General features: G+C 54.5%; 22 protein-coding genes and 1 other annotated feature. Of the genes, 4 read left to right on the forward strand and 18 right to left on the reverse strand.

The features are described from left to right. Positions 1-17: 17 nt before the first annotated feature. Together H1Y61_RS20335 and H1Y61_RS20340 are read right to left on the reverse strand one after the other, a co-directional pair. On the reverse strand, positions 18-1,346 hold the full coding sequence (locus H1Y61_RS20335) for a GH1 family beta-glucosidase (protein ID WP_180574617.1): 1,329 nt from the start codon (positions 1,344-1,346) through the stop codon (positions 18-20). 34 nt (positions 1,347-1,380) lie between these two features. Continuing rightward, a complete protein-coding gene (locus tag H1Y61_RS20340) occupies positions 1,381-2,922 on the reverse strand; it encodes an ABC transporter substrate-binding protein (RefSeq protein ID WP_235680912.1) in 1,542 nt (513 codons plus the stop codon). Between the two features lie 360 nt (positions 2,923-3,282). On the opposite strand from H1Y61_RS20340, the gene H1Y61_RS20345 reads away from it, so the two are divergent. After that, entirely contained in the window at positions 3,283-4,023 is a 741-nt protein-coding gene (locus H1Y61_RS20345) for a GntR family transcriptional regulator (RefSeq protein WP_180574618.1), read from the forward strand. 21 nt (positions 4,024-4,044) lie between these two features. On the opposite strand, the gene H1Y61_RS20350 is transcribed toward H1Y61_RS20345, so the two are convergent. Beyond that, positions 4,045-4,536, reverse strand: coding sequence for a nucleoside deaminase (locus tag H1Y61_RS20350; RefSeq protein WP_409363995.1), 492 nt, complete (start codon positions 4,534-4,536; stop codon positions 4,045-4,047). Positions 4,537-4,643: 107 nt separating this feature from the next. Between H1Y61_RS20350 and H1Y61_RS27105 the strand changes: the two genes are divergently transcribed. After that, entirely contained in the window at positions 4,644-4,913 is a 270-nt protein-coding gene (locus tag H1Y61_RS27105) for a helix-turn-helix domain-containing protein (RefSeq protein WP_197971656.1), read from the forward strand. Positions 4,914-5,019: 106 nt separating this feature from the next. On the opposite strand, the gene H1Y61_RS20360 is transcribed toward H1Y61_RS27105, so the two are convergent. From H1Y61_RS20360 to H1Y61_RS20400, 9 genes are all read right to left on the reverse strand, one after another. Beyond that, on the reverse strand, positions 5,020-5,868 hold the full coding sequence (locus H1Y61_RS20360) for a fumarylacetoacetate hydrolase family protein (RefSeq protein ID WP_180574619.1): 849 nt from the start codon (positions 5,866-5,868) through the stop codon (positions 5,020-5,022). Between the two features lie 10 nt (positions 5,869-5,878). Then, entirely contained in the window at positions 5,879-6,775 is an 897-nt protein-coding gene (locus H1Y61_RS20365; protein ID WP_156617301.1) for an acetoacetate decarboxylase family protein, read from the reverse strand. Positions 6,776-7,022: 247 nt separating this feature from the next. Next, a complete protein-coding gene (locus tag H1Y61_RS20370) occupies positions 7,023-8,342 on the reverse strand; it encodes a carbohydrate porin (RefSeq protein WP_235680914.1) in 1,320 nt (439 codons plus the stop codon). 339 nt (positions 8,343-8,681) lie between these two features. After that, positions 8,682-8,861: a hypothetical protein gene (locus tag H1Y61_RS20375; protein WP_180574620.1), complete on the reverse strand. Its 180-nt coding sequence runs from the start codon at positions 8,859-8,861 to the stop codon at positions 8,682-8,684. 328 nt (positions 8,862-9,189) lie between these two features. Then, complete coding sequence (locus H1Y61_RS20380) at positions 9,190-10,089, reverse strand: VOC family protein (RefSeq protein WP_012653509.1); 900 nt, start codon at positions 10,087-10,089, stop codon at positions 9,190-9,192. Between the two features lie 42 nt (positions 10,090-10,131). Next, positions 10,132-10,650, reverse strand: coding sequence for a flavin reductase family protein (locus tag H1Y61_RS20385; protein ID WP_174112223.1), 519 nt, complete (start codon positions 10,648-10,650; stop codon positions 10,132-10,134). A 115-nt stretch (positions 10,651-10,765) separates the two neighbouring features. Further along, on the reverse strand, positions 10,766-12,136 hold the full coding sequence (locus H1Y61_RS20390) for an MFS transporter (protein WP_235680915.1): 1,371 nt from the start codon (positions 12,134-12,136) through the stop codon (positions 10,766-10,768). 492 nt (positions 12,137-12,628) lie between these two features. Further along, complete coding sequence (locus H1Y61_RS20395) at positions 12,629-13,156, reverse strand: nuclear transport factor 2 family protein (protein ID WP_180574621.1); 528 nt, start codon at positions 13,154-13,156, stop codon at positions 12,629-12,631. Positions 13,157-13,160: 4 nt separating this feature from the next. Beyond that, complete coding sequence (locus H1Y61_RS20400) at positions 13,161-14,483, reverse strand: acyl-CoA dehydrogenase family protein (RefSeq protein ID WP_234903423.1); 1,323 nt, start codon at positions 14,481-14,483, stop codon at positions 13,161-13,163. 360 nt (positions 14,484-14,843) lie between these two features. Here H1Y61_RS20400 and H1Y61_RS20405 point away from each other — a divergent pair, with 360 nt between their 5' ends. Both H1Y61_RS20405 and H1Y61_RS20410 read left to right on the forward strand, forming a co-directional pair. Then, positions 14,844-15,479 (forward strand): TetR/AcrR family transcriptional regulator, encoded by a 636-nt coding sequence (locus H1Y61_RS20405; RefSeq protein ID WP_234903422.1) that lies wholly within the window; start codon positions 14,844-14,846, stop codon positions 15,477-15,479. Positions 15,480-15,880: 401 nt separating this feature from the next. Continuing rightward, entirely contained in the window at positions 15,881-17,665 is a 1,785-nt protein-coding gene (locus H1Y61_RS20410; RefSeq protein WP_180574622.1) for a tetratricopeptide repeat protein, read from the forward strand. A gap of 161 nt (positions 17,666-17,826) precedes the next feature. On the opposite strand, the gene H1Y61_RS20415 is transcribed toward H1Y61_RS20410, so the two are convergent. The 6 genes from H1Y61_RS20415 to H1Y61_RS20440 all read right to left on the reverse strand — a co-directional run bounded on the left by H1Y61_RS20415 (position 17,827) and on the right by H1Y61_RS20440 (position 24,485). Next, on the reverse strand, positions 17,827-19,029 hold the full coding sequence (locus H1Y61_RS20415; protein ID WP_180574623.1) for an MFS transporter: 1,203 nt from the start codon (positions 19,027-19,029) through the stop codon (positions 17,827-17,829). 105 nt (positions 19,030-19,134) lie between these two features. Further along, positions 19,135-19,989, reverse strand: a complete 855-nt coding sequence (locus H1Y61_RS20420; RefSeq protein ID WP_180574624.1) for a universal stress protein — start codon at positions 19,987-19,989, stop codon at positions 19,135-19,137. Between the two features lie 11 nt (positions 19,990-20,000). Further along, entirely contained in the window at positions 20,001-21,491 is a 1,491-nt protein-coding gene (locus H1Y61_RS20425; protein ID WP_180574625.1) for a SulP family inorganic anion transporter, read from the reverse strand. A gap of 94 nt (positions 21,492-21,585) precedes the next feature. Beyond that, positions 21,586-22,842: an SAM-dependent methyltransferase gene (locus tag H1Y61_RS20430; RefSeq protein ID WP_180574626.1), complete on the reverse strand. Its 1,257-nt coding sequence runs from the start codon at positions 22,840-22,842 to the stop codon at positions 21,586-21,588. 215 nt (positions 22,843-23,057) lie between these two features. After that, positions 23,058-23,110, reverse strand: a sequence feature (sul1 is cis-regulatory element that is thought to sense ions involved in sulfur or methionine metabolism; They are found in Alphaproteobacteria). Positions 23,111-23,375: 265 nt separating this feature from the next. Further along, a complete protein-coding gene (locus H1Y61_RS20435) occupies positions 23,376-23,771 on the reverse strand; it encodes a nuclear transport factor 2 family protein (protein WP_174112216.1) in 396 nt (131 codons plus the stop codon). A 114-nt stretch (positions 23,772-23,885) separates the two neighbouring features. Next, a complete protein-coding gene (locus H1Y61_RS20440) occupies positions 23,886-24,485 on the reverse strand; it encodes a nitroreductase family protein (RefSeq protein WP_180574627.1) in 600 nt (199 codons plus the stop codon). Between the last annotated feature and the right edge of the window lie 115 nt (positions 24,486-24,600).

Raw genomic sequence — 24,600 nt, forward strand, 5'->3', positions numbered from 1 at the left:
CCTCTCGTCGCTTGGATTTATAGGGCATTGGCGGCAATCACATCGCTGAGCCAATGATAGGATTGTTTGGGAATGCGTTGCAGGGTGGGATAATCGACGTAAACCAAGCCAAACCGCTTGGAATAACCGCGACCCCATTCGAAATTGTCCATCAGCGACCAAGCGAAATAGCCTCTGATGTCATGGCCTTCGTCAAGCGCATCCAGCAGGGCATTCAGATAGCCATTGAAATAGGCGATGCGGTCATTGTCGATCACCTTGCGGCCTGGACCGAGCGCATCCGGGTAGGAGGCACCGTTTTCGGTGATGTAAATGGTTGGCTTGCCATAGCGCTCGCTGGTGTCGCGGATCTGCTCCAGAAAGGCTGCCGGATCGACCACCCAGTTGACATCGGTGAGTGGTCCCATGCCTGTCGGGGGTGCTGTTTCCGATACGCCAAAACTGGTGTTTTTATTCGGGCCAACAAACACCGGATTATAATGATTGAGGCCGAAGAAATCCATTTTTTGCGAAATGGCCTCCATATCACCGGGTTGAATGAAGGGCTGCATGGCATCCGCAATCGGCTCCGGGTAGGTGCCAAGCCAGAGCGGATCAACCGTGACCCTGCGCCAGAGGCAATCGCCGAGAATCCGTGCTTCTTCGTGGGCGGCATCGTCATAATGTGGGCGCACGGGGCCAAGGGAGACGATGTTGCCCACCTCAGCTTGCGGCGCTTCAGCCCGAACCGCAGACACGGAGTAACCATGGGCAAGATTGAGCGTGTGGATAGCCTGAAGGCTGGAAGGATAATCCTGCTTGCCGGGCGCGTGACGCCCGACATTATAGGCCACCCACGGAATCACATTCGGCTCATTGATCGGCGCAAAGCGTTTGACCCGATCACCAAAATGCCTGGTGACAACGGCGGCGTAATCGGCAAAAATCTTCGCCGTATCTCGATTGCGCCAGCCGCCATTCTCTTCCACAGCGACCGGCATGTCCCAATGATGCAGGCAAATCCACGGCTCAATGCCCTCATGCAAGGCCAGATCGATCACCCGATCGTAGAAATCCAATCCCCGTTGATTCACCTGCCCACTGCCGGTTGGGAAAATGCGCGGCCATGCGGTGGAAAGCCGATAGGCCTTCACCCCAAGCCCGCGCATCAGCGCGATGTCTTCCGGGTAGCGGTGGTAATGGTCGCAGGCAATGTCAGCCGTATCGCCATTGGTGGTGCGTCCCGGTGTGTGGCTGTACACATCCCACACGCTGGGTCCGCGCCCATCGGCATGGACAGCACCTTCCGTTTGAAAGGCAGAGGCCGCCACGCCCCAGAGAAAATCAGGAGGAAAGGATCTCGACATGATATGTTTCTTCACTCAGAAGGTAAGAGATGACTTACTTTTTGGAGCTGACATTCCAGAAGTAAGGCCATGGCGATGGATGAAAGCCCTCAAGCGTCTTGGCCTTGGCCGAGAGCGCATTGAAATCACCCACCTTGAACACTGGCGCATCCTCATAGAAGGTCTTTTGAATCTCCGTGAAAAGCTTCTGGCGCTTGGCGGGATCAGATTCTGCAATGAATGGCTCAATTGCCTTGGTCTTTTCAGGCGTTGACCACCAGCCGGGGTAACTATCCGACATCCAGCCGTTCAGCACAGGCTCTGGCGGGAAGGGACCGTGGGTGATGAAAATATCCCAAAGGGCCGGATCCGCACGGCGCGTTGTCAGGGTTGCCCAATCATAGATTTGCAGATCAACCTTGAAGCCAGCGGCTTTCAGATATTCCGCTGCTACCTGCGCCATTTTGTAATGAAACTCATATTGGCGGCTGGTGAGAATACGCACGGGCTTGCCATCGTAGCCCGCCTCTTTCATCAGCTTGGCAGCGGCTTCAGGATCGCCACTGCCATAACGGGCAATACCTTCCTTGGTGTGCCAGGCATAGCCTTCAGGATAGAGTGCTCCATCAACGGCAAAGAATTCCGGGTTGCCAAAGGCGGCCAGCAGCATGTCCTGCGGGTTCAGCGCCACCTGCACAGCATGACGCAAGGTCTTGCTGGTCATGATGCCCTGTTTGGTGTTCATCACAAACACAGGCGCACCATATGGCTTCAGCACCACGGGATCAGAGGCTTTTGAGTCTTTCAGGCGGTCATAGCTCTCGGGTGCGAGAGAATCCGTGTAATCAAACTGACCGGAGACAGCGCCCTCAAGCCGGGTGTTGGCATCTGGCACGGGAATAAAGCGGATTTCATCCAGAATGGCTTTGCGCGCACCCCCAAAGCCGTTTGCGGCATCGGTTCTCGATACATAGCCATCAAACCGCACCAGCTGAATATATTGGTCAGGCTTGCGCTCTTTCAGCATATAGGGGCCGGTGCCGATAAATTTCGTCAAAGGATCGGCAATGGTGGATTTTGGAATGATCACCGCTGCGGAATTGTTGAATGCCAGCAGCGACAACAGCGGCGCATAGGGCTTTTTCAGCGTGATGCGAATGGCATTGTCGCCCTGCGCTGTGACCTTGTCGATATAGGCCACAACCTGTTTGCCGCGCGATGCCGTTGCAAGCCAGCGCTCAATCGAGGCCACCACGTCAGCGGATGTCATCACCGAGCCATCATGAAATTTCACGCCAGCGCGCAAGGTGATGTCGTAGGTTTTGCCCTCATCACTGATGGTGGGCATGGTTTCAGCCAGCAGCGGAATGACATTCCATTTATCGTCGAAGGTAAACAGCGTTTCAAACATATGCTGTGTGGTCATACCGACCAGATCTGCGGTGGAGGCCATCGGGTCCAGTGTTGGCGGCTCGCCAATGGTTGCGACGTTGATGACCCCGCCCTTGTCCTGCGCGAGACCATGCCCCGGCAGAAGTGCGAGCCCTGGTAAAAGTGCAAATGCCAGCGTTGCCAGCAATCCCAATTTAGATTTCATGACGTTCCCCATTTATTATTCTATAATTACGCAATATAGATCATAATTAAAGACTATCGGAACATCGCAGTCTGTCAATGCCTGTTAGCAGTGATGCACGAACTCAAAACAAAAAGCCGCATTGCCCCAACGGACCGAGCAAACCGGCAAAAAGGCAGAACCGGTCTAGCGAGGAGCTTCAGCGTGTTTGGCTGAGTGTCGTTTCGGTCAGAAACGTGCGGTCAACCAAATTCGTGACAAACAAAAAGATGTCTGAATCAGAAAAACCAATGAAGGCCTCCGGATTGTGCGTGCTTTTAGCTCTGTATATACAGAACCTCGAAAAATATATTTTCACCGAAATAAGATAGAAGTGTTGCGATGACAGTACGATCCCGCACCCTCGAAACCTATGAGGTTCTGCGCCACGACTTGCTCAACGGCCGCTTTATCCCTGGGTCGAAGCTCAAGATCGATACTTTGTGCCGGCAACTTGGCGTCAGCCCAGGGGCGGTGCGAGAGGCTTTGGCGCGTCTGACATCAGATGGTCTGGTTGTCGCAGAGGCTCAGCGCGGATTTCATGTTACCCCGATCTCGATCGAAGATTTACAGGATTTGACCGAGGTACGGATAGAAATCGAACTTCGCTGCCTTCGCCGATCGATTGCCAAGGGGTCCTTGGCCTGGGAAGGTCATATCAAAGATGTCAGCCATCAACTGCACCATACCTCGATGTCTGATCCTGATGGCAGCGATACCGTTAGTCCTGCCTGGACTGAACTTCATGCGGTATTCCATGATGCCTTGGTTCTCGCATGCGATAGTCGCTGGTGGCTGAAGCTTCGGGACTCCATGTTCTGGCAGGTCGAGCGATATAGACGCATGGCCGTCCCATTCATGAAAGAGCCCCGTCACGTTGACATTGAACATGCAGAAATCGCTGAAGCCGTCCTGGCGCGTGACACAGAACTCGCATGTTCCCGGCTTGAAGCGCATCTCCGCAAGACGAGTGATCTCCTTTTGCGTCTAGACGGCCCCTTTGAAGGCCTCTTTTCAAAACCGGGAAGCAACGTCAGTCATTCACTTTCACAAGCCGGATCGCCAGTTCGCACATCAACGTAAACCCCAGACAGTTCCCCACCATCAACGCCAGGCATTGTCATGCAATTTGGCGGCTTCCTCGCTCAGCAAAGGGCCGATAACCTCAACGCGGCGTTGGCCCGCCTCGAAAACCACACGGCATGGCAGGTCGAGTGTCGGATTTTCAGGATGATTGCCTGTCATCGCCTTCAATTGGCTCTCGCTCAAACCAAAAACCACCCGCCCAATCCCAGCCCAATAGGCCGCACCGGCACACATGGCACAAGGCTCGGCTGACGTGTACATGGTGCATTGATTCAGACGTTCGGGCGTGTAGGCTTGCGAGGAACGGGTCATCAGAACCCGCTCTGCATGCCCCGTCATGTCGCGCGTCGGATTATAGGCGTTTTCCTGTTCCATCAGCACCTTACCATCCGGCCCGACCAGAATAGCACCGAAGGGATGATTGCCTGTTTCCTGGGCCCTCAGCGCGACCTTGAAGCTGAGACGAAGGAAGTATTCGTGATCGAGACCGGTCATGGGCGAAAACGTCATTGTCATACTCCTTGCAAAATCGGCTTGAAGGTGCGCGATGAAAAGTCGAATGACAAGCACAGTTTTCCGGCTTTATCGTTCGAGAAAATGAAACGGTGGGCCGCCAAATGCAACTCATCTCCTCTTCCGTAATCCTGCTGGATGCCGTTGCCCGCGCTGGTTCTTTCCGGGGAGCCGCTGAAAAACTGAATATGTCCGCCTCGGTGATCAACCGGCAGATCATCATCTGGAGCACGACACAGGACTGCCCTTGCTGGAAAGATTGCCGCATGGTGTGCTGCCCACAGCAACGGGGGAGCGTCGGCTGGCGGTATGTAGTTTTCGCAGGAGGAATTCAGGGATTGAGGAGAGAGGGCCTGCTTTCTCAGCTGACATAGGGTCGTGCGGTTGCAAGGGTCTGGCCGGTTCAGGTTGAACCAGACAGACCCTAAAAGCAGGAGGAACTCAATCGGCTATCTGCCAATCGACATTGATGGATTATCCCTATTCAGCAACGAACCGGTTTTCGATTGAACCCAGCCCGTTTACTTCGACGCGAACGACGTCGCCCGGCTTCATGAAGGTATCGGTTGCAATCCCGACATTGGACGGTGTTCCGGTTATGATGATGTCACCCGGTTCGAGAGTCATAACGGTTGAGAGATAGGAAATCTGATCCCAGATATCGTAGATCATGTCGCCCGTAGACGTGCGCTGTCTTTCCTCGCCATTCAGAGAGAGGGATAGCGTCAAATTGTGCGGATCCGGAACTTCATCCGCCGTCGTGATCCAGGGGCCGATGGGGCCGTGGGTATCAAAGCTCTTGCCGAGCGTATAGGTCGGTGAACGGAACTGCCAGTCTCTGGCGGTGACATCATTGGCAACGAAATACCCGGCGATCACCGATTGCGCGTCTTCGCGCTTTACATGGCGGCACCGCTTGCCAATGATGAAACCCAGTTCAGCTTCGTAATCGACCTTTTCGGACACGCTGGGCAGCACCACGTCGTCATAGGGTCCATTGATGCAAGTGACCTGTTTGTTGAACCACAATTGTGACTTTGGCGTGGGTATTCCTGCGGCTGCCGCTTCCTCGGCATGGGCCCTATAATTCATCCCGATGGCGAGAAACTTCCTGGGATCCGTGATTGGTGCAGCAAGCTGAACATCAGCCAGCACAAAAGAAGGGCTATCAAGCGCTTCCAAAGCCGGTCTCAATTCATCCAACCGCTCAATCAGCGCCTTCATTGAGCTTCCGCATTCAGGAGCCACGGAACTCAGATCAATGATCTCAGAGCCCACGACTTTACCGAGCCGAGGCTTTCCCTCAACAATAAATCTTGCCAGTTTCATTCTATTATCCTTATTCCTGATCACCCGGCTCTACGGGACGAATGCTATTGACCGAAACGCCAATTCCCGGACCTGAGAAGGCCACCATTTCGGTTTTGACGATTTCAAAACACGGCATATCTGCCACGGCATTGACGATATGAAAGGTTGTCGGGAGTTGTTCAAACGTCGCCTTGTGCCAGTTGAAGCTGCCCTTGGCCCGCCAGCGCTTGAACTCGTATCCATCGAAATTGATGGCATCCGGCTTGCCCGCCCCCGGCGGTGGCGCTGGCGTCGTGATATAAGCGACATCGGCCCCTCCACCCTGAAACGGGTTCGTCCGAGGTACGTATTTATAGTACATGGCAGCGCCGCCCCCGGAACCAGGCAGGCTTGGCGGGGCGTCATCCTCTTCCATTTCACCGAGAGCGATGTCGAAAAATTTAAAGCCGAACCAGGATGCTTCGCAGGATGCCGTGGTTTTTTCCTTATCCCAGGTGATTTCCGGCATGTCGCAAAACAGTTTTGGAAAGCCCATTTCATCCCGCCCGGTCAGGATTGCATCGGGAGCACCCTCCCAGATAACCGGGCAGAAAGACCCCTCCAATCGTTCGGTCTTGCCTTGATAAGTTACGGGGAAATCAATCGACAAAATGCCGTAGCCACGCCCTGCCAGCCAATAAAGATTCTTGAACCAGGCACAGGAGACACTGATGAGCGGCTCACCGCGCAAGCTCATCCCGGGAGGCAGAAGCGCCTCTAACTTATCCGCACTGGTGCGATAGGTAATAGCCATCCATTCCGCATTCATCGTACCGGTTTCTTCCAGCGCCCACATGCCGCCGCCCGGCTTTTGGCGGGGACCTACGGCCGGCCCGAATACCGTGGGCATCCGATAGCGGAACTCCTGATTGAATTTGAACCCCATAAATCGATCTCCCATCACATATGACAGATGCCTCTGAATGGTGACGTAACCATCCAACTGGCCTCTGATAACTGGCTACACGTCTCAACAATCCGCGCTCGCAAAATGCGGGTGGCATTACACTGATTGGGGGTAAATCAGATAAGTCATAGGAACCTCCCTTCCTATTATAAATATTTTATCATAAAAAATATATTTTTTATCGCCTCGTCAAGCAAAAAGGTTAAAGATGGTTCTCTGACTTTCCTTAGGGACCTCTCCGAGGAGAAAGCCCAAGGACGGTACTCAAGTCGAATGCGAGCGCCGCATAAATGACAACACCATCCTTCTGCCTTGCGGTAGAAAAATCAGCGAAAGCAGAGTTCGGATTGATGATATAGGCCGCGCCAAAATCGAGAATGCCATTGCCAAAAATGCCTGTGCTTCCATGCACGTCAAACATGAACATGTCTTGTGACTGCCTCTGATCGACGCCTGAGAAGAACCGCCGGGCATTGCGCTCGTACTCAGCTCGCTCTTCACTGATACGAATATAGTGAACAGAGGCACCTACCCCAGCCAGTGGATTGGCTTGCCAGAACCCGGAATATTCCACGCCTGCATAGGCTTCCCATGGGTAGTCGTGACCTTCACCGAAGTAATGTAGGATACCGCCATAGAACGCGATGTTTTCCGGGTTGAAACTATCCGACGGCCTGCTCCAAACCACCTTGCGGGCATGCGCATACATTGCGGTCGTTCCGCTGTCATGCGTGACGATCTTTGTATTGGCTCCGTATGTCGGGTTGCCCCATCCACTGTTGTAAAGCGTGTCCTGATAGGGCGTGGAACGGAAATAGGCTCCGGCTTCAAGTTTAAACGGCTTGTCACTGTCCATAAAGGTTTCGATATGACGAACGTTGGCAGCGGCGATATAGCCTTCGGCGTCTCCAGATCCCCAAGTCCAGCCGTCGCCATTCTGCCAGTTGTCCGGATTATCCTCGATCAAACCGAACCCTAACGTCGTGTTTGCCGTGAGCTTATAGGCTGCCCGCGCACCCCAAACGGAACGCACATCGTCTGGAAGGTTCAGGCTCTTGCCCTGGGTTGCGTTGATACAACTGATGCCGCTGCAAAAGCCCCTGATCGAAAAATCCCGTGCCAATCCAATGCGGCCCGCTTCTATGGTCAAGCGGTCATCCAGAAAATCAGCCTCGAGCGAAAACCGGGCGAGAGCTGTGTCAGTAGTGCCGGTCACAGGCGGAAGAAAGGAAGTCAAGTTGCCGGTGACATTGTTGTTTGGCATATTGACCACTTCAGCGAGCCTGATCCGCAGATCAGGCGTAATATTACCGGTCAGATCGACGAGGAACGACCCATAGCCTAATTTTTTGAATCCATAGGCAGGCGCACTCTGAGCGATGTTGATATAGTCAATTCGAAGATCGACCCCATTCTCATGAAGCCACCGTCCGGCTTCTGCGAGCGGGCCAGAATAGACTGGCGGTGGGCCATCCAGAAAAGGTGGTTCTTGCGTACCGATCTCCGGATCGATGGCAAAAGCTGGAGCAGCCGTCGCAAACAGCAACGGTATAGTGATCATGTATAGAATTCGCATTATTATCCTCCCCTAAGAATCGAACCTGCTCACTCCGTTGCATTTGGTTTGATTGACTGCTCCTCATTGCGACTGTGCTGCTGTGAAGCCTTCGACAAAGCGGTGACACAGACTGACACGTCGATCAGGACCACCTCCCGTATGGCCCTTATGAAGCGATGACGGCTATGCTGATCCGACGCCGATCGCCTGAAAATGGTGGGATCGACATCATCGAAACAATGCTCGCAACGCTGCGTATGAAAGATGAGACAGAGGATGCCGAAAGATTGGCCGTCCTTTCGACCAACACCAGCGCAGCGGTCTGGGTTACCATGGCTTCGGCTGTTTCATCCGGTGAACGTCCGACAACAGCGCGGTGCCTTTAGCGCGGTAGCGAATAACGGTCGAACACGCGGTTCCGCCCATTTCCTCAGCATGGAGATTATTGTCGAAATGACTATTCGTCCCAGGATTGGCGACGGCATGCGTCATCGTTGCCTGTTTCAAGGCTTCCTCCTCCTCTTCTTTTAAATGTGGCGTGCGGCCTCCCAGCGCACGCTTATCCTCGGTCGGATCGACCGCTAAGCTGGTCGATCCGCCACCCCTCCCCGAATAGCAGGGAAGGGTTTACCCAAAAGCTGCTATCCGAGGTTTCCGAACCAGCATTGTCAGCAGTAATATTAAGTCACAGCGTAATGACAGGTCGTCTCTCGGATACCGTGCTCCTCAACACAAGCCCCAGGAAAATCCATCGCCGAGCCGGGTAACCGCAAAACGTATAGGCCTCTTCTTTCCCGACCACGCCTGCCAATCAATCGTCCCTCGCGCTGCCCGATCAGACCTTAGGATCAAAGGCTATGCCAGGACGCAGGAAGCCTGGTGTGGGAGGCGTACCCCAGAGATTGAGCCAGCGTCCTGCCAGACCCTCCGAGATATCCCAGGTCCGTGGCTCGTAGGTCGCGTCATTGTCGATGCGATCAAGCTCGATGGAGTTTTCCACCAGGCAACCATGCGGGTCGGCATAATAGGTGAAGATATTGCCTCCGGCCCCGTGACGGCCCGGCCCCCAAACCATCGCCCGGTCCTTGAGGGTAAGATTGTCAGCTATTGCTGCGAGATCCTCAAGCGAGTGAAGGTCAAAGGCATAATGGTGCAGCCCGCTTTCACCCGGCCCCATCGCGATCGTGTGATGGAAACCGTCTTCGGCGCGGTACCACCGCAAACCGTCTTCGCCCGTCATGTCCGAGAGCTTCATACCCAGCACCTTTGCGCAGAACTCGCCGAAAGCATGAGTATCGGGCGCGAATGCGTTGATATGCTCGATCCGGCGGGGCCTGGCACCGGGCGTCGAGTAGTTATACCGGCGTGGCTGATTGCGGGCGATCGGCGTATGCACTTCGAAAATTGCCCCCCCTGGGGCGACGATCCGCACGGCCTTGTCGTAGTGCTTTCCAAGCGGCTTATCGTCGAGAACGGTCAACCCGTCGGACAGAGCGCGACGCTTGACCTCGTCCACGGCGTCGGCGCTGACGGCTTCCAGGCCGCAGGCCACGGCCTTGCCATCGCCCTTGATGTAGGTGAGTTCGTGATGGCGGTCGTTGCTGGAGAGATAGACCGTATCGCCGTCCTGCTCCGTGATACGAAGGCCAACTACGTCACAAATATCTTTGGCCGCACCAAGCGGATCAGGCGAGGAGATGACAACATGTCCCATCTGCCGAATTAAATAGGTCATTTTCGTTCCTTCTATTTCACATCAATTGCCAGGCTTTTCAAATCAGGTTCCGGCAACAAAACCACCGAAAGCACCACGGCAGAACAACAAGGGCGGTCGATCCCTGACCACACTCAGTGTGAGCACATTGCCCATGACGAAGAGGTGATCTCCCGCCTCATGCGCGCTATGCAGGGTGCAATCGATCCAGGCGACAACGCCGTCGAATACCGGCAGATCAAGGCTGGAACGGCTGTGCGCAATATCCTGAAAGCGATCGGCATCCCGTTTCGCAAACCGCCCCGGAAGGTCGGATTGATCATCGGCCAGGATATTCACGCAGAATGCACCAGCTTTCGCGATCAACGGCCAGGTTTGCGAGCTATGCGCAGGTAAGAAACCAACAAGCGGTGGGTCCAGGGACACCGACGTGAATGAGCCAATTGTCATGCCAATCGGCTTATTGTCATGGTGCGCAGTCACAATGCACACGCCGGTAGGATAGTGACCCAGCGCGCGGCGAAATTCCGCCTGGTCGTGAGGGCTGAGATTCTCAGCGGAGGCTCGTGCTTGGTTCAACATAGGATACCTCTCGTTATTATGTCGCCAATCATGGGAAGGGCTGTTCGGGAGCGCGCCCTGATCCGGCTTTTGCTGTGCGATACCGGGTCATCGCACCCCTTCCCCTGACCCTGGTTTACTTTCCAGAGACTTCCGCCCCGGTCGGCCATTCTGGTGGGTAATTGGGTAAAAGGGCTCCCAGCGCGACGGCAACCATTGTCAGCCCGGTCAAAATGGCAAACGGGACGAAATAGCTTCCAGCTGCAGTCGCCATTGCGCTGGTAAGGAATGGCGTCAAGCCGAAGGACAGTGAGCAGATTGCCAGCGTCAAACCTTGAATTTGAGCAAAGGCTTTGGGTCCGAAATAACGGGCAACCAGGAATGGGCCGAGTGCAGACTCCGCACCCGTCGCAAATCCGAGAGAGCTCATTGCCACATAGAGCAGGAAAACCGAACCGTGGTTGAAATAGGCAATCGTTAGGCCGATCGGAACCATGGCGAGCAGGGGCGCGATCACCCAAGGGCGTCGACTGCGATCAAGGATCATGCCGCCGAGAAAAAGACCGACGACCGAAGCCACGAACAAAACAGATTGCGAAAATGCGATGTCGTTCAGATCAAAGCCACGCTGCTGAAAGAAATCGACGGAGTTCTGTCGGACAGTCATCGGGCCTGCAGCGGTGATCGCCAGAAAAAGCGTGATGAATATCCAGGTCTTGGTCCTGATCGCCATCTTGAGAGGTATTCCGGCTGCATTCTCCATATTCAAGTGAGACCCAGGCATGGGCAGGCGCTTGGCAGCAGACGGCTTGGCGGGTTCCGAGATGAGAAAGAGCGCTGAGGGAATGCCAAGAATAGCAATGGTTCCTGCGACGACGAAATAGGAGCCGCTCCAACCGATGCCGCCCAGTTGGTGGAGGCCCGAAGCCGACCCATCACTGTTCGTCACTCCATAAATCAACCACTGGAACAAGGGAGAAAAGAGCGCATTGGCGAAGCTTGAAAGCACCCCAACCAGTGCAAATCCGATCCCCCGATGCTCCGGAAACCAGCAAGTGATGATTTTGAAAATCACGGCAAGACTGGACATGAAGCCGAATAATGCGGCCAGGATGATCATGGGAGTCAAGATCCAGATCGTTCCGCTGACCAGCGGGATCATCGCGGTTGTCACGGCGTATAAAATGACTGCGGGAATAGCAACTGCTCTTGCACCCCACCGATCTACCCATGCGCCGGCGAGCGGCAGGATCAGGGGGGAGAGCAGCAATGGCAGCGCCACAAAAATCAGCAGCGCATCGGCCTGAGCACGATGGGTCTCCGCCGAGAAAGCCGCGATCACAAAAGGTGTCATAGCCGAAAGACCGGCAGGACTAATAACCATCAAGATCAGGCATCCACTCAAAGCCATCCTGGCTTTCCTGGGCGCACCAACCAAACTTTTGAAATATGCTCTTAGCGTATTTCCCTCGAAAGGTGAAATAGTAGAAATTTGCGCCTGTTCCATGGAACATATGCCCCTTTTTAAATGCAGACACCTGGCGATCCCTCCTCCAAAGACGGGGCTCGGCGCTGGTTTTATTGTCGACGATTGCGGCTGTCTGTTTCCTATCAGTAAGAGATTATCCGCCCACCCATCGGGCCGCTCAGCCGGCAAGCATATCCGAGCCGGCATTGGCCGACGTGGGAATGGCTCAAGGTCAAACAGACCTTGGCCGTAGCGCAAATGGGGTCGATCAAACACACTCGCGACATGTGTTCACGAGAGTACGCGAGCCTGCTGATTTTATCAGTCTAGAACGCGCCCTGCACAATTGCTGGATCGAAACCGTGGTGCAAATTATCCAGGGCTTATGCACTCCGAAATGAGTTTGCGCGTCTTATTACGCTCAACACTCAACAGAGGTTGCCAGGGGAAACTGGCAACCGTCTTCTCTAAAAGACACTCTCTAACAAAGAGCTCAAACGGCTGCCTGGTTCAGCATGAACCTCACAGACTTTAGTGTGGCGGCTTTTGCGGTATCATGGGTGCAGCCATCTTCTGGAAGGCACTCCAATGCTCACGCAGCTTTCCATTCCGTACCCGAAAGACGGTGAGAATATACCAGTCGTAGGTTTGCCCTGGGGCGGTGGGATCAGGCATCGGATGCTTCATCATCACGCATCCCAACTCCCCCTCGACGACGACGCTGACCACCGGAGGCGCCGGACCTCTGTCCACGGGCACTTTTTTGAAATACTCGATCAGATTGGCCAACCCATTACCGTTCGCATTCGGATCATGCTGAATATAGTCGTTGTCGGCATATTTCGTCATGATATCGACGACATTCTCTTCGACCGCCCTGGCGCGCACCATCTTGGCAAGGTCAACCTGAAAATCGACAAGAAGGCGCTTTTTTGCGGCAACTTCCGGTGACGGCGATGCCGACACGGCCGCAATATAGTCCTCCCTGTCCAGCCAGGTTTCGTAAAGCTTAGGCTCGTGGATATGGGCGACACCGTCAATGATCGTGAAATCGCTCATGAACTTACAACCCCTTGCCTTCCAGATTAGCGCGTTCCGGCACGGCACCGGCAAACATTGGGAAAGGTGTGATGCCCAGTAGGCGACGACCATTCACCTCCGCTTGCGGATCAAGCCGAACGGCACCGTGGGATGCCAGCACACGAACGTCGCGAACAAAGCGTTGGATAGGGTTGTTGAGCGACATCGTCGATGAACCCAACGTCTTCTGCAACAGATTAATGGCGTCTTCGCAAAGGCTTGCAACGTAAGCGAGGGTCAAGCTGGCCTCGGAGTCCTCATCATGCGTAAAATCTTGACCCTCCGCTGTCCTGGCATCGACCTGGTCTGCGTAGCTTTCAATTGTCGCCTGGGCGACCTTGATCATGGCAAGTGCCTTGCCGGCAGCAACTTGCGCCGACGCCATGTCCGAGATTGTCGGATACGGAAGTGAAAAAGGCGGACGCTTCTTGGCCTGCTCCGCGAAACACGAAAGTGCCCCCCGCGCCATACCGAGCGCAATCGACATATCACACAAGGACACGGTCGCCAGATTAGCAAGCCCGCGCTGCTGATATCCAAAGCCCTGGTATCGCGTATGCAATTGCTGGAAGCGCAGAGGGTATTGGCTCAGATCGAGAAACCGACGATCGGGAACAAAGACTTCTTCCTTGATGGCAAGGCTGTTGCTGGCACTACCAGACAAGCCCATGACGTGCCAGTCATCCAAAATCTCATATTTCGAACGATCAACGACAACAACGCCGCGCCCGGTACCACCAGCAACCTTCGGATCATATTCTATGCCCAGCATCGCCCATTTGGCGTGCTTGCATCCACTACCGAAAGCCCAGCGACCCTTGACCATCCAGCCACCTTCGACTTTGCGACCTTCTCCGACTTTCGTCGCAAAAACGGACGCACCGACAACGGTAGGGCCAGCCCAATCTCGGGTGTCTTCAAGAACTTCTCCGACAACCTCGCCATCAAGGGCCAGCAGGTTCTTCACTCCAACGGCGACGAAGCCGGCCCACCCAGCCGATCCATCCGCCTCGCCCAGCGTGGCGATAATCTCGACCAGATCCCGCGCACCAAGAGCATACCCACCCCATTCAGCAGGCATGGCCATCTTGTAGATACCGATATCACTGAGCGCCTTGAGAACCTCCGGCGTCAAGGCACCAATCTTCTCGCCTTCGCGCGCCTGCTCCCGAATAAGGGGAATGAGCGCCCTGGCCTTATCGCGGATATCACGACCCTTATCGGTCAACCATTTCGACTCGACAGGCGCTGAAGGCACTGCGGGCGGCATTGGGGGAAGGCCGGACATAGGCGGCAAACCGGGCATGGGTGGCATCCCTGGAGCGGGCTGCCCACTGGGCGCGGGCGGCATGTCGGGCATGAGCGACAAGTCACTAGAAAGTGCGGACATCCTTGAATTACCTCCATATTTCCAAGACGTGATACTGTTCTAAACGGTACAGTACAGTTATGTCAATTGATTTTTTTCAAAGCCTCGGAGATTGCGCTTTTGTGAAGGAAGGTTAAGAAACTAAGCCCTTGATTGCCCCTCTTTTTGGACAGAGACCACGCGCCGTGCCTGTGACATGCCTCCCTTGGGGCCTTGAATGGACTGCTGCGCTCATGTAGGAGCTGAGGTATGCCTCATCCACGAAACAAGAATTCTAGATCAAAACGAGAGTTGATCATGGCCGCTGCCGTCGATCTACTTTTGGCCAATGGATATGAGAGAACCTCTATGGATGCGGTGGCCGCCAAGGCCGGCGTTTCAAAGACGACTGTCTATGCGCATTTTTCCGACAAGCTTGAATTATTTCATGCTGTCATGACACATGCCGCTTCCGATTTCGCGCTGGACCTCGGCAGTGTTGTGGAAAGTCGATCCGTCGCAGATCCCCTGGAGCAACTCACAAGCGTGCTGCTTGAGGTCGTCAAAGCCGCATCCGCCCCTGAGCTGACCGCCTATTTCCGGGTTCTCATTGCAGAAATCGACAGGCGCAGTGAACTGCAAGCCATGTCTGATCAGGTCCAGTCAGATATGCCTGACGTGATCCGCATCATTGCCTCGCTCATCGTGAAAGTTGCCACCTCCCGCGGCTATGTCGTTGAAGATCCTGAACGCTATGCCACATTGCTGGTGCGCATGACAGCACCAGGAACTCAGTTCGACATCCTCGTCGCCAACTTCCGGCCCTCGGACGAAATCCTCGCAGCCCATATCGGCCTCATCGTCAGCATCTTCTTCGATGGCATAGGACCGAAAGACAGCGACACCAAGGTCGTAAACCTACCCCCGCTCTATCTCTATCCAATCAGACGATAAAATTCGGGCCTGGGTTTCTAACAGCATCAATAATCGACCGGCATCCACAAATCGTGCTTGCTGTCCACCGGGCTTTCCACAAGGCGACAACTGTATTATCAAAAAGATGATCATGTCGTTCTCGTCGAATGGACTTGACATTTGCTAGGCCAAATGTGGCAATCTGGAGTGCGCGCAAACGGAATCAAATGTTGAAGTGGGACCACTGGAGCATTTCGAGGAAAAGTGGCGCGCGGCTTTACATCTAGAAATTTATAAAAACAAAGATTTAGAGAATTTCTGCGTTTCAACCAAATGCAGAAAGTCTGTAGCATCCGACATCAAAGGCCGTGGGAGGTTTAATCAGCCTATCGAATGATTGGGAGCAGTATATTCGCAGACAAGCACGGGGAGGAGACCGGGTGGAAAAGAATACGAGTGCGACTTCGATCATCTGCGTATCATCTCATGACGCTGCGCCAAGTGTGGGCACGGCAGACACAGAATTGGCAAGCCCGACACCGGGACAGATACGCGAGGCGCTGGATCAACTCTGCAACGGCAATACGTTCGCAACGGCAAAGCGCTCCCGACAGTTGCTACAGTATCTTGTCGAGGAGGCGCTCGCAGGTCGCGCGAATGCCATTGGCGAACATGCGATCGCTCAGGACGTATTCGGCAAAGATGAGCATTTCGATCCGCGGATCGATACATGTGTCCGGACCGAAGCCTGGCGTCTTCGCAACAGATTGCAAAGCTATTACGAACATGAGGGACGCTTCGATGTGGTGAGGGTGGCCTTCATGCCCCGCTCACTTGTGCCGATCTTCTCCTCGCAGCCATCCTTGCCCGCGGCGGATATAAAAGATTTTCCGCGCCGGATTGCCATTCATCTGGACAGCGAATCCAATGCGGGCGAGAACGAGCAGCGCTTGGCGCGACAGCTACCCGAAGAGATTGCCAGCAGCCTTTTCAAGCTTTCTTCGATAGTCCCGGTCCTTCCCGGTGGAGCGAGTAGATCAGAGCTGGAATTACGCTGCGCCATTCGCTCAGATGAGCAATGGATCAGGATCGTGACGACAATGGTCGATCTGGATGGCTTGGTTCAGGGAAGCAAAACATTTTCTTTCCCACAAAATTCCGAGAGACCCTCTCCCACCTTGATAGCCAATGCCATCGGCGAAATGGTTTCAGATTCGCTGTCACGCAGCATCCCGGGTCAGGCGGTGAACATACCATGCCATTCTGACGAGAACGAGAACCGGTTTCTTGACCAGCTTCTGCGCGGTTCCCACATCAACCGGCGTGAACGGCTGATCGAGCTGCGCGCCGCCGTCTTGCGCTATGAGCAAATCATCTCGGACGACCCCCTGGATCAATTGTCCCACCGAAGGCTTATTGGAGCTTTAGGACAGTTTTTATCGCTTGCGCCGGGCTCGATATCCAGGGTGATGCCCAAGTTGGCCGCCTCTGCCCACAGCGCTTTGTCGCTGAATGGCAACCTCAGCGACGTCTGGCTGATCTTGGGTTGGGCTTCGAGCTACGCCTATGACTGGCCACAGACCGAAGGCGCATGCCGCCAGGCCATTGCCATCACCCCGCTCGACCCTTCGCCCTATATATTGCTTGCATTGACCTACCTGCAAAGCGGACAGATCGTTTCTGCGCTGCAAATAGCGGAGGAAGCGATCAATCTCGATCCTTATTCCCCCATGGTCGCCAATGTCTATGCGCTGACCCTGAATGCAGCCCGCCGTTTCAGGGAGGCGGCGAAAGTCGCACGCGACGCCCTTGAAGCCGAACCCGGATTTGTTAAGTTACGACTTACCTATGGAGAAGCCAAGCTCAACATGGGTCAGATTGATAGCGCTATCGAAGAATTTACCGCCGCCTCACGCATCATGACCGAAGATGCCACGGCCTGTGGGCTGCTAGGACTAGCCTATGGGCTTTCAGGCGAAAAATCAGAGGCGGGTCGTCTTCTTTCCAGGGTGAAGCAGTCACCAAATCTGCGAGGCCAAGCTGTGCATGCGGAGGCGATGATCCATCTCGGACTAGGCGCTCGCGATGAAGCCATTAGCGCTTTGGAGCTGGCGGTGACACGAAGAGGCACACCAGGGCTGTTTCTGGCAAATGCCGTCTTCGACCCCATTCGGGATGACAGCCGCTTTTCCAAAATTCAGCACCAGATGGAGCTGGCACATTAGGCCCAGGACGTCGACGACAGGGCCGTGTGAGCACCCTAAAACACATCGACCGCAGGAAGCAGTCATGCTGCCACTGGGGTAATTGCACTATGCCGATCTCATGGCGCGCTCCACCAAGGTCTTCGCTGACGCAGTGGTCGACGATATAAAAACCCTTTCGATCAGACTTTCACACGCTGCACGCCGATTGCGATAATGGAGGCCAGCACTGTGTATACACAGCACGCCAGCGCCTGCCATGACAAAGGAAAGCCGGCATCAATCAGCAATCCCATGATCACAGGTGAAGCACCGCTTGCTATAACGGATCCGGCTTCGACCGCAGAGCGCACGCGTGCCAACTCAGTGGCTCCAAAAAGCTCGACCCAAAGGGCGGTGGCAAGCGTCGACCCGAAGGCGGAGGATATGCCCATCAGAACCATATAGACCAGCGCAACCCATGACGATGAAAGCAATCCCAGCGCAAGCATTCCAATGGCTTGTGGCAAGAGAAAATAAGGCAGAATTCGCTTCGTCCCAAAACGGTCGATGACGGGACCAATCACCACGACCGAGACCGCCTGTACAATGGCAAAGACCACAAATCCGGCAGCGAGCCATGTGATGTCCCAATGCTTCTGCTCGGCCAGGCGGCCTTGATGGAAGAAGAAGCCTGTAACGATGAAGGGGCTTGCCAGAACAGCTGGCAGGGTCATGAGGAGCCGTCGGTCGAGCAACAAGGATGCCCGCCTGGGCTCGGTTGAGGCCTGTCCTTTGGGCCTGCGCTGACGCAAAGGCCGATCACCCGCCCTTGGCAAGACCGCGAGTGCTACGCCGACACCGGCGATGACAAAGAGCGCGTTGATAGCCCAGGATGCACGCCAACCGAACGTGTCGTTCATCGTCACTCCGGCCAGTGGAAAAGTAGCCTGCGCGACAGACATGCCCAGAGCGATAATGCCGAGCGCTTTACCCGCATCTGCTGGAAACGTGCGGGCTGTTGCAGTCAGCGCCGTATGAACCATCAAGCCCTGGCCGCCCAGGCGCAGGAGGTAGAACGCAAGTAGGAGCACATAGACATTGGGGCTGAACGACACCAATCCACATGCGCAAGCCAGCAGAACGGCCACCGCCCAACTGAACGCTCTAACCGTTGTGTAGTCGATCAGGCGCCCAGCCCAGGTGAGTGTCAAGGCGCTTAAAAACGTGCCTATTGCATAGACAGTGCCCAAGCCACCGTCGCTTAAACGAAAAGCGTCTCGAAAATGCGCCCCCGAGATCGAAATGAAATAGGTTTGGCCGAAGCTCGAAATGGCCAGAAGCATTGCGCCAAATGTCAAATGCTGCCAATTGCGACTGAAAAATTCCCAATAGTTTTTGATCATTCTGGACTTCAAACAAGGACAATGGCGCTAGCCAGAGTTCCTGCATGTTACATTACAGCGCTGTGCGTTTTAAAAAACGCACAGAAAAGAGTGTTCGCTTCGAGATCAGCGGAAAATCAACACAGGCACTTTGCAGGCCCGGATCATTTCCGTTGTCGTTGACCCGAGGAAAAGTGCGCGCAGCCTGGAATGGCTATAGGCGCCCATCATGAGCAGGTCGTATGCCTCACGCTCGACAATATCAGAAATCGCCTTATCCGGTTGCCCTGCAACAATGGCGGTCTCAACCGGCACATCCGCATCCGTAAACCTACGCTTACCTTCAACAAGGGCTTGATGGGCTTCCGGCGTATCGTCCCCCACCGTTACCAGTTTGATAGAGAGCCCGGCAAACATCGGATTCCCTGATATATAGTCAACCGCTTTCATCGCCATCGCGCCGCCATCATAGGCGATCAGCACTTTACGGATCGGCTTGAAGGCACGTGATGCGATGGCGATCATCTTGTGACTGGAGCGGACCACCCGTTCGAGGTTTGAGCCAAGGTGCAATTGCGCAAAATCGGCGCCTTCACCACGCTTGCCGATCACGATGAGGTCGGCGCTTTCCTCCAGCTCTTGCAGGGTTTCAGCCAGATCGCCATTGCGCAGCATAGTGTTGACGCTATTGATGCCCACGGCTTGAAGACGCGCCTTTGCCTCTTCCAGCAAAAGCCGTCCACGGTGTTGGGTCGTTCTTGCTTTTTGCGCGTCCAGTTCCGCCAGTTCCGCCAAAAGCGCCGTTCGGGCGCCCAAGCCGATATTGCCGCTGAGATTGACCGGTTCCGTGGAAAGGTCTCGACGGCCAATGACGTGCAGAATGTCCACGGACACCTCGGATCGGCCAGCAATCCATGCGATATGATCGCAGACGCTCTGGGCATATATCGAACCGTCTATCAGTCCTATGATCTTGATCATGATTGTCTCCCTCAATGGCCCATAAGGCGCTCCATGGCGCCGGGCTTGTCGTGAATTGCGAGCTTGTCAACGATCGTCTCGCTTGCCCGGTTCAGTCCGAGGATAGAAACCTCGGCTCCCTCTCTGCGGAATTTCAGCACGATCATATCCAATGCCGCGACACTGGATATGTCCCAGATATGGGCGCGGGATACATCGATGATGACGTTTTCCAGCGCTTCCTTGAATTCGAATGCCTGGTTGAAATCCTCGACGGAGGCGAAGAAGATTTGACCTTCGACCTTATAAGTCCGCGTTTTGCCATCCGGTGAGAGGATCGAGGTGATCTGGAATATCTGGGCGATTTTCCAGGCAAAGAAAACGGCTGACAACAGCACACCGACCAGGACACCAATGGCCAGATTATGGGTGGCGACAACGCCGATCACCGTGGCGATCATCACGAAAGAGGACGAGCGCGGGTGATCCTTCAAATTGCGGATCGATGACCAGGAAAAGGTGCCGATGGAAACCATAATCATGATCGCCACAAGGGCGGCCATGGGAATTTGACGCACCCATTGCCCAAGCACGAGAATCATGAACAGCAGGAAAACACCGGCGCACAAACTCGACAATCTGCCGCGCCCACCGGATTTCACATTGATCATCGACTGGCCGATCATCGCGCAGCCTGCCATGCCCCCAAAAAACCCGGTTATCGTATTGGCAATTCCCTGGCCGATACATTCGCGGTTCTTGTTGCTCGGCGTATCCGTCAATTCATCGACAATCGCAGCGGTCATCAGCGTTTCAAGCAGGCCGACAACGGCAACTGCGGCGGAATAGGGCAGAATGATCAGAAACGTTTCAACATTCAGAGGGATATTGGGAAGGAGCAGGACCGGCAATGTCGAGGGCAACTCACCCATGTCGCTGACAGTTCGAATGTCCAATCCGAAATAGATCGAAACCGCCGTCAACACGACAATACAGACAAGAGGCGACGGAATGGCCTTCGTCACATAAGGAAATAGATATATGATCGCCAAACCCGCCGCCACCAGCACATAGGTCGGTGCGGGGACATGGATCAGCTCCGGCAGCTGGGCCATAAAGATCAATATTGCCAATGCATTGACAAAGCCCGTCATGACGGACTTGGACACGAAACGCATCAGGCGGCCGAGTTTCAGCAGACCGGCAAAAATCTGGATGATGCCGGCCAATATGGTGGCGGCCAGCAGATATTCCACGCCATGGGTTTTGGCCAGCGTGATCATCAACACGGCGGTGGCGGCGGTGGCGGCAGAAATCATCCCGGGCCTGCCACCCACGAACGCGATCAGCACCGAAATGGAGAAGGATGCATAAAGGCCAACCTTGGGATCGACGCCAGCGATGATGGAAAAGGCGATGGCTTCTGGAATGAGCGCCAGGGCCACGACGAGGCCAGCCAGCGCATCGCCTTTGATATTGCCGAACCACTCTGTTCGAGCTTGATGTAAACTATTGCTAGACAATGATATTTCTCCTGACCGCCATATATTTCGGCCAATCTTGAGCAAAGCGCTGAATGCCCTGCAGGTGTAACGATGAATGGATGAATGCCCGCGCCTATTCGGCGACACGGCTTAAGGGAACGGGCTTGCAGATCTCCAGCTCCCGCAGGCGGTTTTCGGCAGCATGAATATAATCGCGCCGCAGAGGAGCCGCGGACTGATCGCGCGCCAGCTGAATTTGAAAAACCATCATCCCCTGATACCGAAATGCGGTCTCCGATGACGCCAGATAGAATTCCCACATGCGGGCGAACCGCTCGTCATAAAGGGCCACCGCTTCGTCCCGCCGGGCTAGGAACCGCTCGCGCCAAGCTTTCAAGGTCTCGGCATAGTGAAGGCGCAATATCTCGATATCGCAGACCACCAGCCCCTGCCGTTCGATTGCCGCCAGCACTTCTGAAAGAGATGGAATGTAGCCGCCTGGAAAAATGTATTTCTGTATCCAGGGATTGGCATGAGAGGGACCATCGAACACGCCGATGGAATGCAGCAGCATCAACCCGTCAGGCTTGAGCAAAGCCCGTATTTTTGCAAAAAATTCATCGAAATGACCAATCCCGACATGTTCAAACATGCCGACGGAAACAATCCGGTCGAATTGTTGTTTGATATCCCGATAATCTTGCAGCAAAAATCGAGGCCGACGCGACGATGCAATGTCCTTGGCACGACCATTGGAAATTGCATGCTGATGTTGCGACAACGTAACGCCGGTGACGTCCGCCTGGGTCATCTCCGACAGATAGAGCCCAAGTCCGCCCCATCCTGATCCGATATCAAGAATACGATGCTCCGGCTCGATCAGCAGCTTGGCAGCCAGATGCCGTTTTTTGGCAAGCTGTGCTTCTTCCAGCGAACTGCCCCGCCCCTCGAAATAAGCACAGGAATACTGACTGTCGGAATCGAGAAATAACCGATAGAGCGAGCCATTGAGGTCGTAATGGTGCGCCACGTTACGCTTTGATCGCCCGACCGGATTATACTGCTGCATACGCCGTTTCAAGCGTGTGAAACGCCGCATAAATCGAGGGATGCCCGTCAGGCGATCCACGCCCGTGTTCTGAAATACCAGTTCAAGCAGTTCATAGATGGTGCCTTGCTCAATGCCCAACTTGCCATCCATAAAGGCTTCGCCAAGCGCGAGCTCGGGATTGAACATAATGGACCGTTGGGTTGCACGGTCTGCGAAACGGATAACGATCGGCTTGCCGCTTTCGTCTCCGATACGCGTATGTTGACCATCGCAGGAGATGACAATGAGGTTGCCCACCTTGATGTGGTGGGACATGAAACGAGTGAAAAACGAAGACATTCAATATCCTGAAATGCGTCGTCGTACCCTGAAAACATGCGTCATCGAACTGAAAACCCATATACGGGCTGATCAGTGGAGACTGATAATGTTAGACATGATCAAGCCGCTGTGTGGAGACGGCTATCGATCCCAACAGATATCAAGAAATTTTCATTTTCATGGGTTTAATCAACGGATAGCTCATGACGCCTGAAATGACGTTCGTGAGTTAACTGTGGCCGGGGGATAGGCGCCCGGAGAAGCCACTCGTCAAAACGAGTCCGATGCAGAAAAATTACTGCTACAAAATCTTGCCGATTGCAAGACACATATGTGTTGTTTTTTATACGCGAGATAGGAAATCTATACGCCATGAGCAGACATGCCACTCCATAATTCCTTAGATCGGAATCGATTTAAGGAGAAAATTATCTAGCAGATTTAAAGTGTTACATCGCCATGCGTTTTACAAAACGCATGGCGATGTAACGTGCCCCCAGTGAGAAACCAGTGCATCGTGACCAACTGGTAGAAACGATAGGATCGAGGCGTTACGCGGATCGATACACCTTACCGGCGCTTCCCCAATGCTCGGCAAGCTTTCCATTGGAGATGCGGAACGCGTTGAAAACATACCGCAGACACATCTCACCGGGGTGCTCGGGATCGGGCTGAGGCATGACGGCCGAAAGAACCACCATGTCGCCTTCCGCGACGATAAATTCCGGCGGATGTTGGAGTTGTGGAGGCGTCGGCACCGGGCCGTCAGGAAAAATGGTGCGAACAAACGCTTCCAGCGCGGCTAGGCCACTCGGAAGCTGGTCGGTGTGCTGGATATAATCCTCGGTAACGAAATCGCGTGCGGCATCCGGGTTGCGCGCCTCGAAGACACAGCGGAAGAAGTCGAGCACCAGGCGTTTGTTGGCAGCGGCGCGATCGTCGCTCATAGCATACCCCAATCGATGTCATTTGAGGGTGGATTGGTAAAAAATTTAAATGCGCAGCAGTTCACCAATGCCTGTGCTGCTGCGCCTATGTCACTCGACAGAGAGGCAAACCTTTCAGCCGATGAAACGTCCTTTCATAGCCGACTCCTGGAGCGGACGACGCCCGTTTGGCTGCTCGCGCTCCTGCAGGGGCGGCGGCAACAAGCTCTTGTCCCCGATCCTGCCAATCGCGATGACGGCTTCAACCCGAAAGCTCTCCGGGACCCCAAGCACTTCGTAGCTGCGTGGAACATCAAACCCAGCCATGCCATGCGCATACCAGCCGAGGCGCGTCGATTGCAGTGCGAGATAGGCCCAGGCAGCGCCAGCGTCGAAGGAATGGCTGTAAGAGGGAACCGGCTCAGTCTGCATCGGCATGATCGCTGTATTTGCCGAAACAATCACCACCAATACCGAAGCACGCGATGCCCACGCCTGGTTCATTGGCGCGAGCAGACCGAAAATATTCTGCCATTCCGGCGTATCGCGCTGCGCGTAAATGAATCTCCATGGCTGGGCATTGAATGAGGACGGCGCCCAACGAGCCGCCTCCAAAATCGTCATCAGATCTTCCTCTGACATTGCCTGGGGATCAAGCGCCCGAGGAGACCAGCGATCCAGGAAAATCGGATCGATATCGTAATCCGAAGAGCGATTATTTGAAGAAATGGACAACTGAGTATTCTCCTTGGACTGTGGACACAGCACTGCGCTACGATCAGCCGATGCGCAGCGTTTCTAGATTTTGCCTTCGGAAATTGGAAAGCCGTTTTCCCGAAAAACAAACGAA

This window comes from Agrobacterium vitis (assembly GCF_013426735.1).
GTDB lineage: Bacteria > Pseudomonadota > Alphaproteobacteria > Rhizobiales > Rhizobiaceae > Allorhizobium > Allorhizobium vitis_D.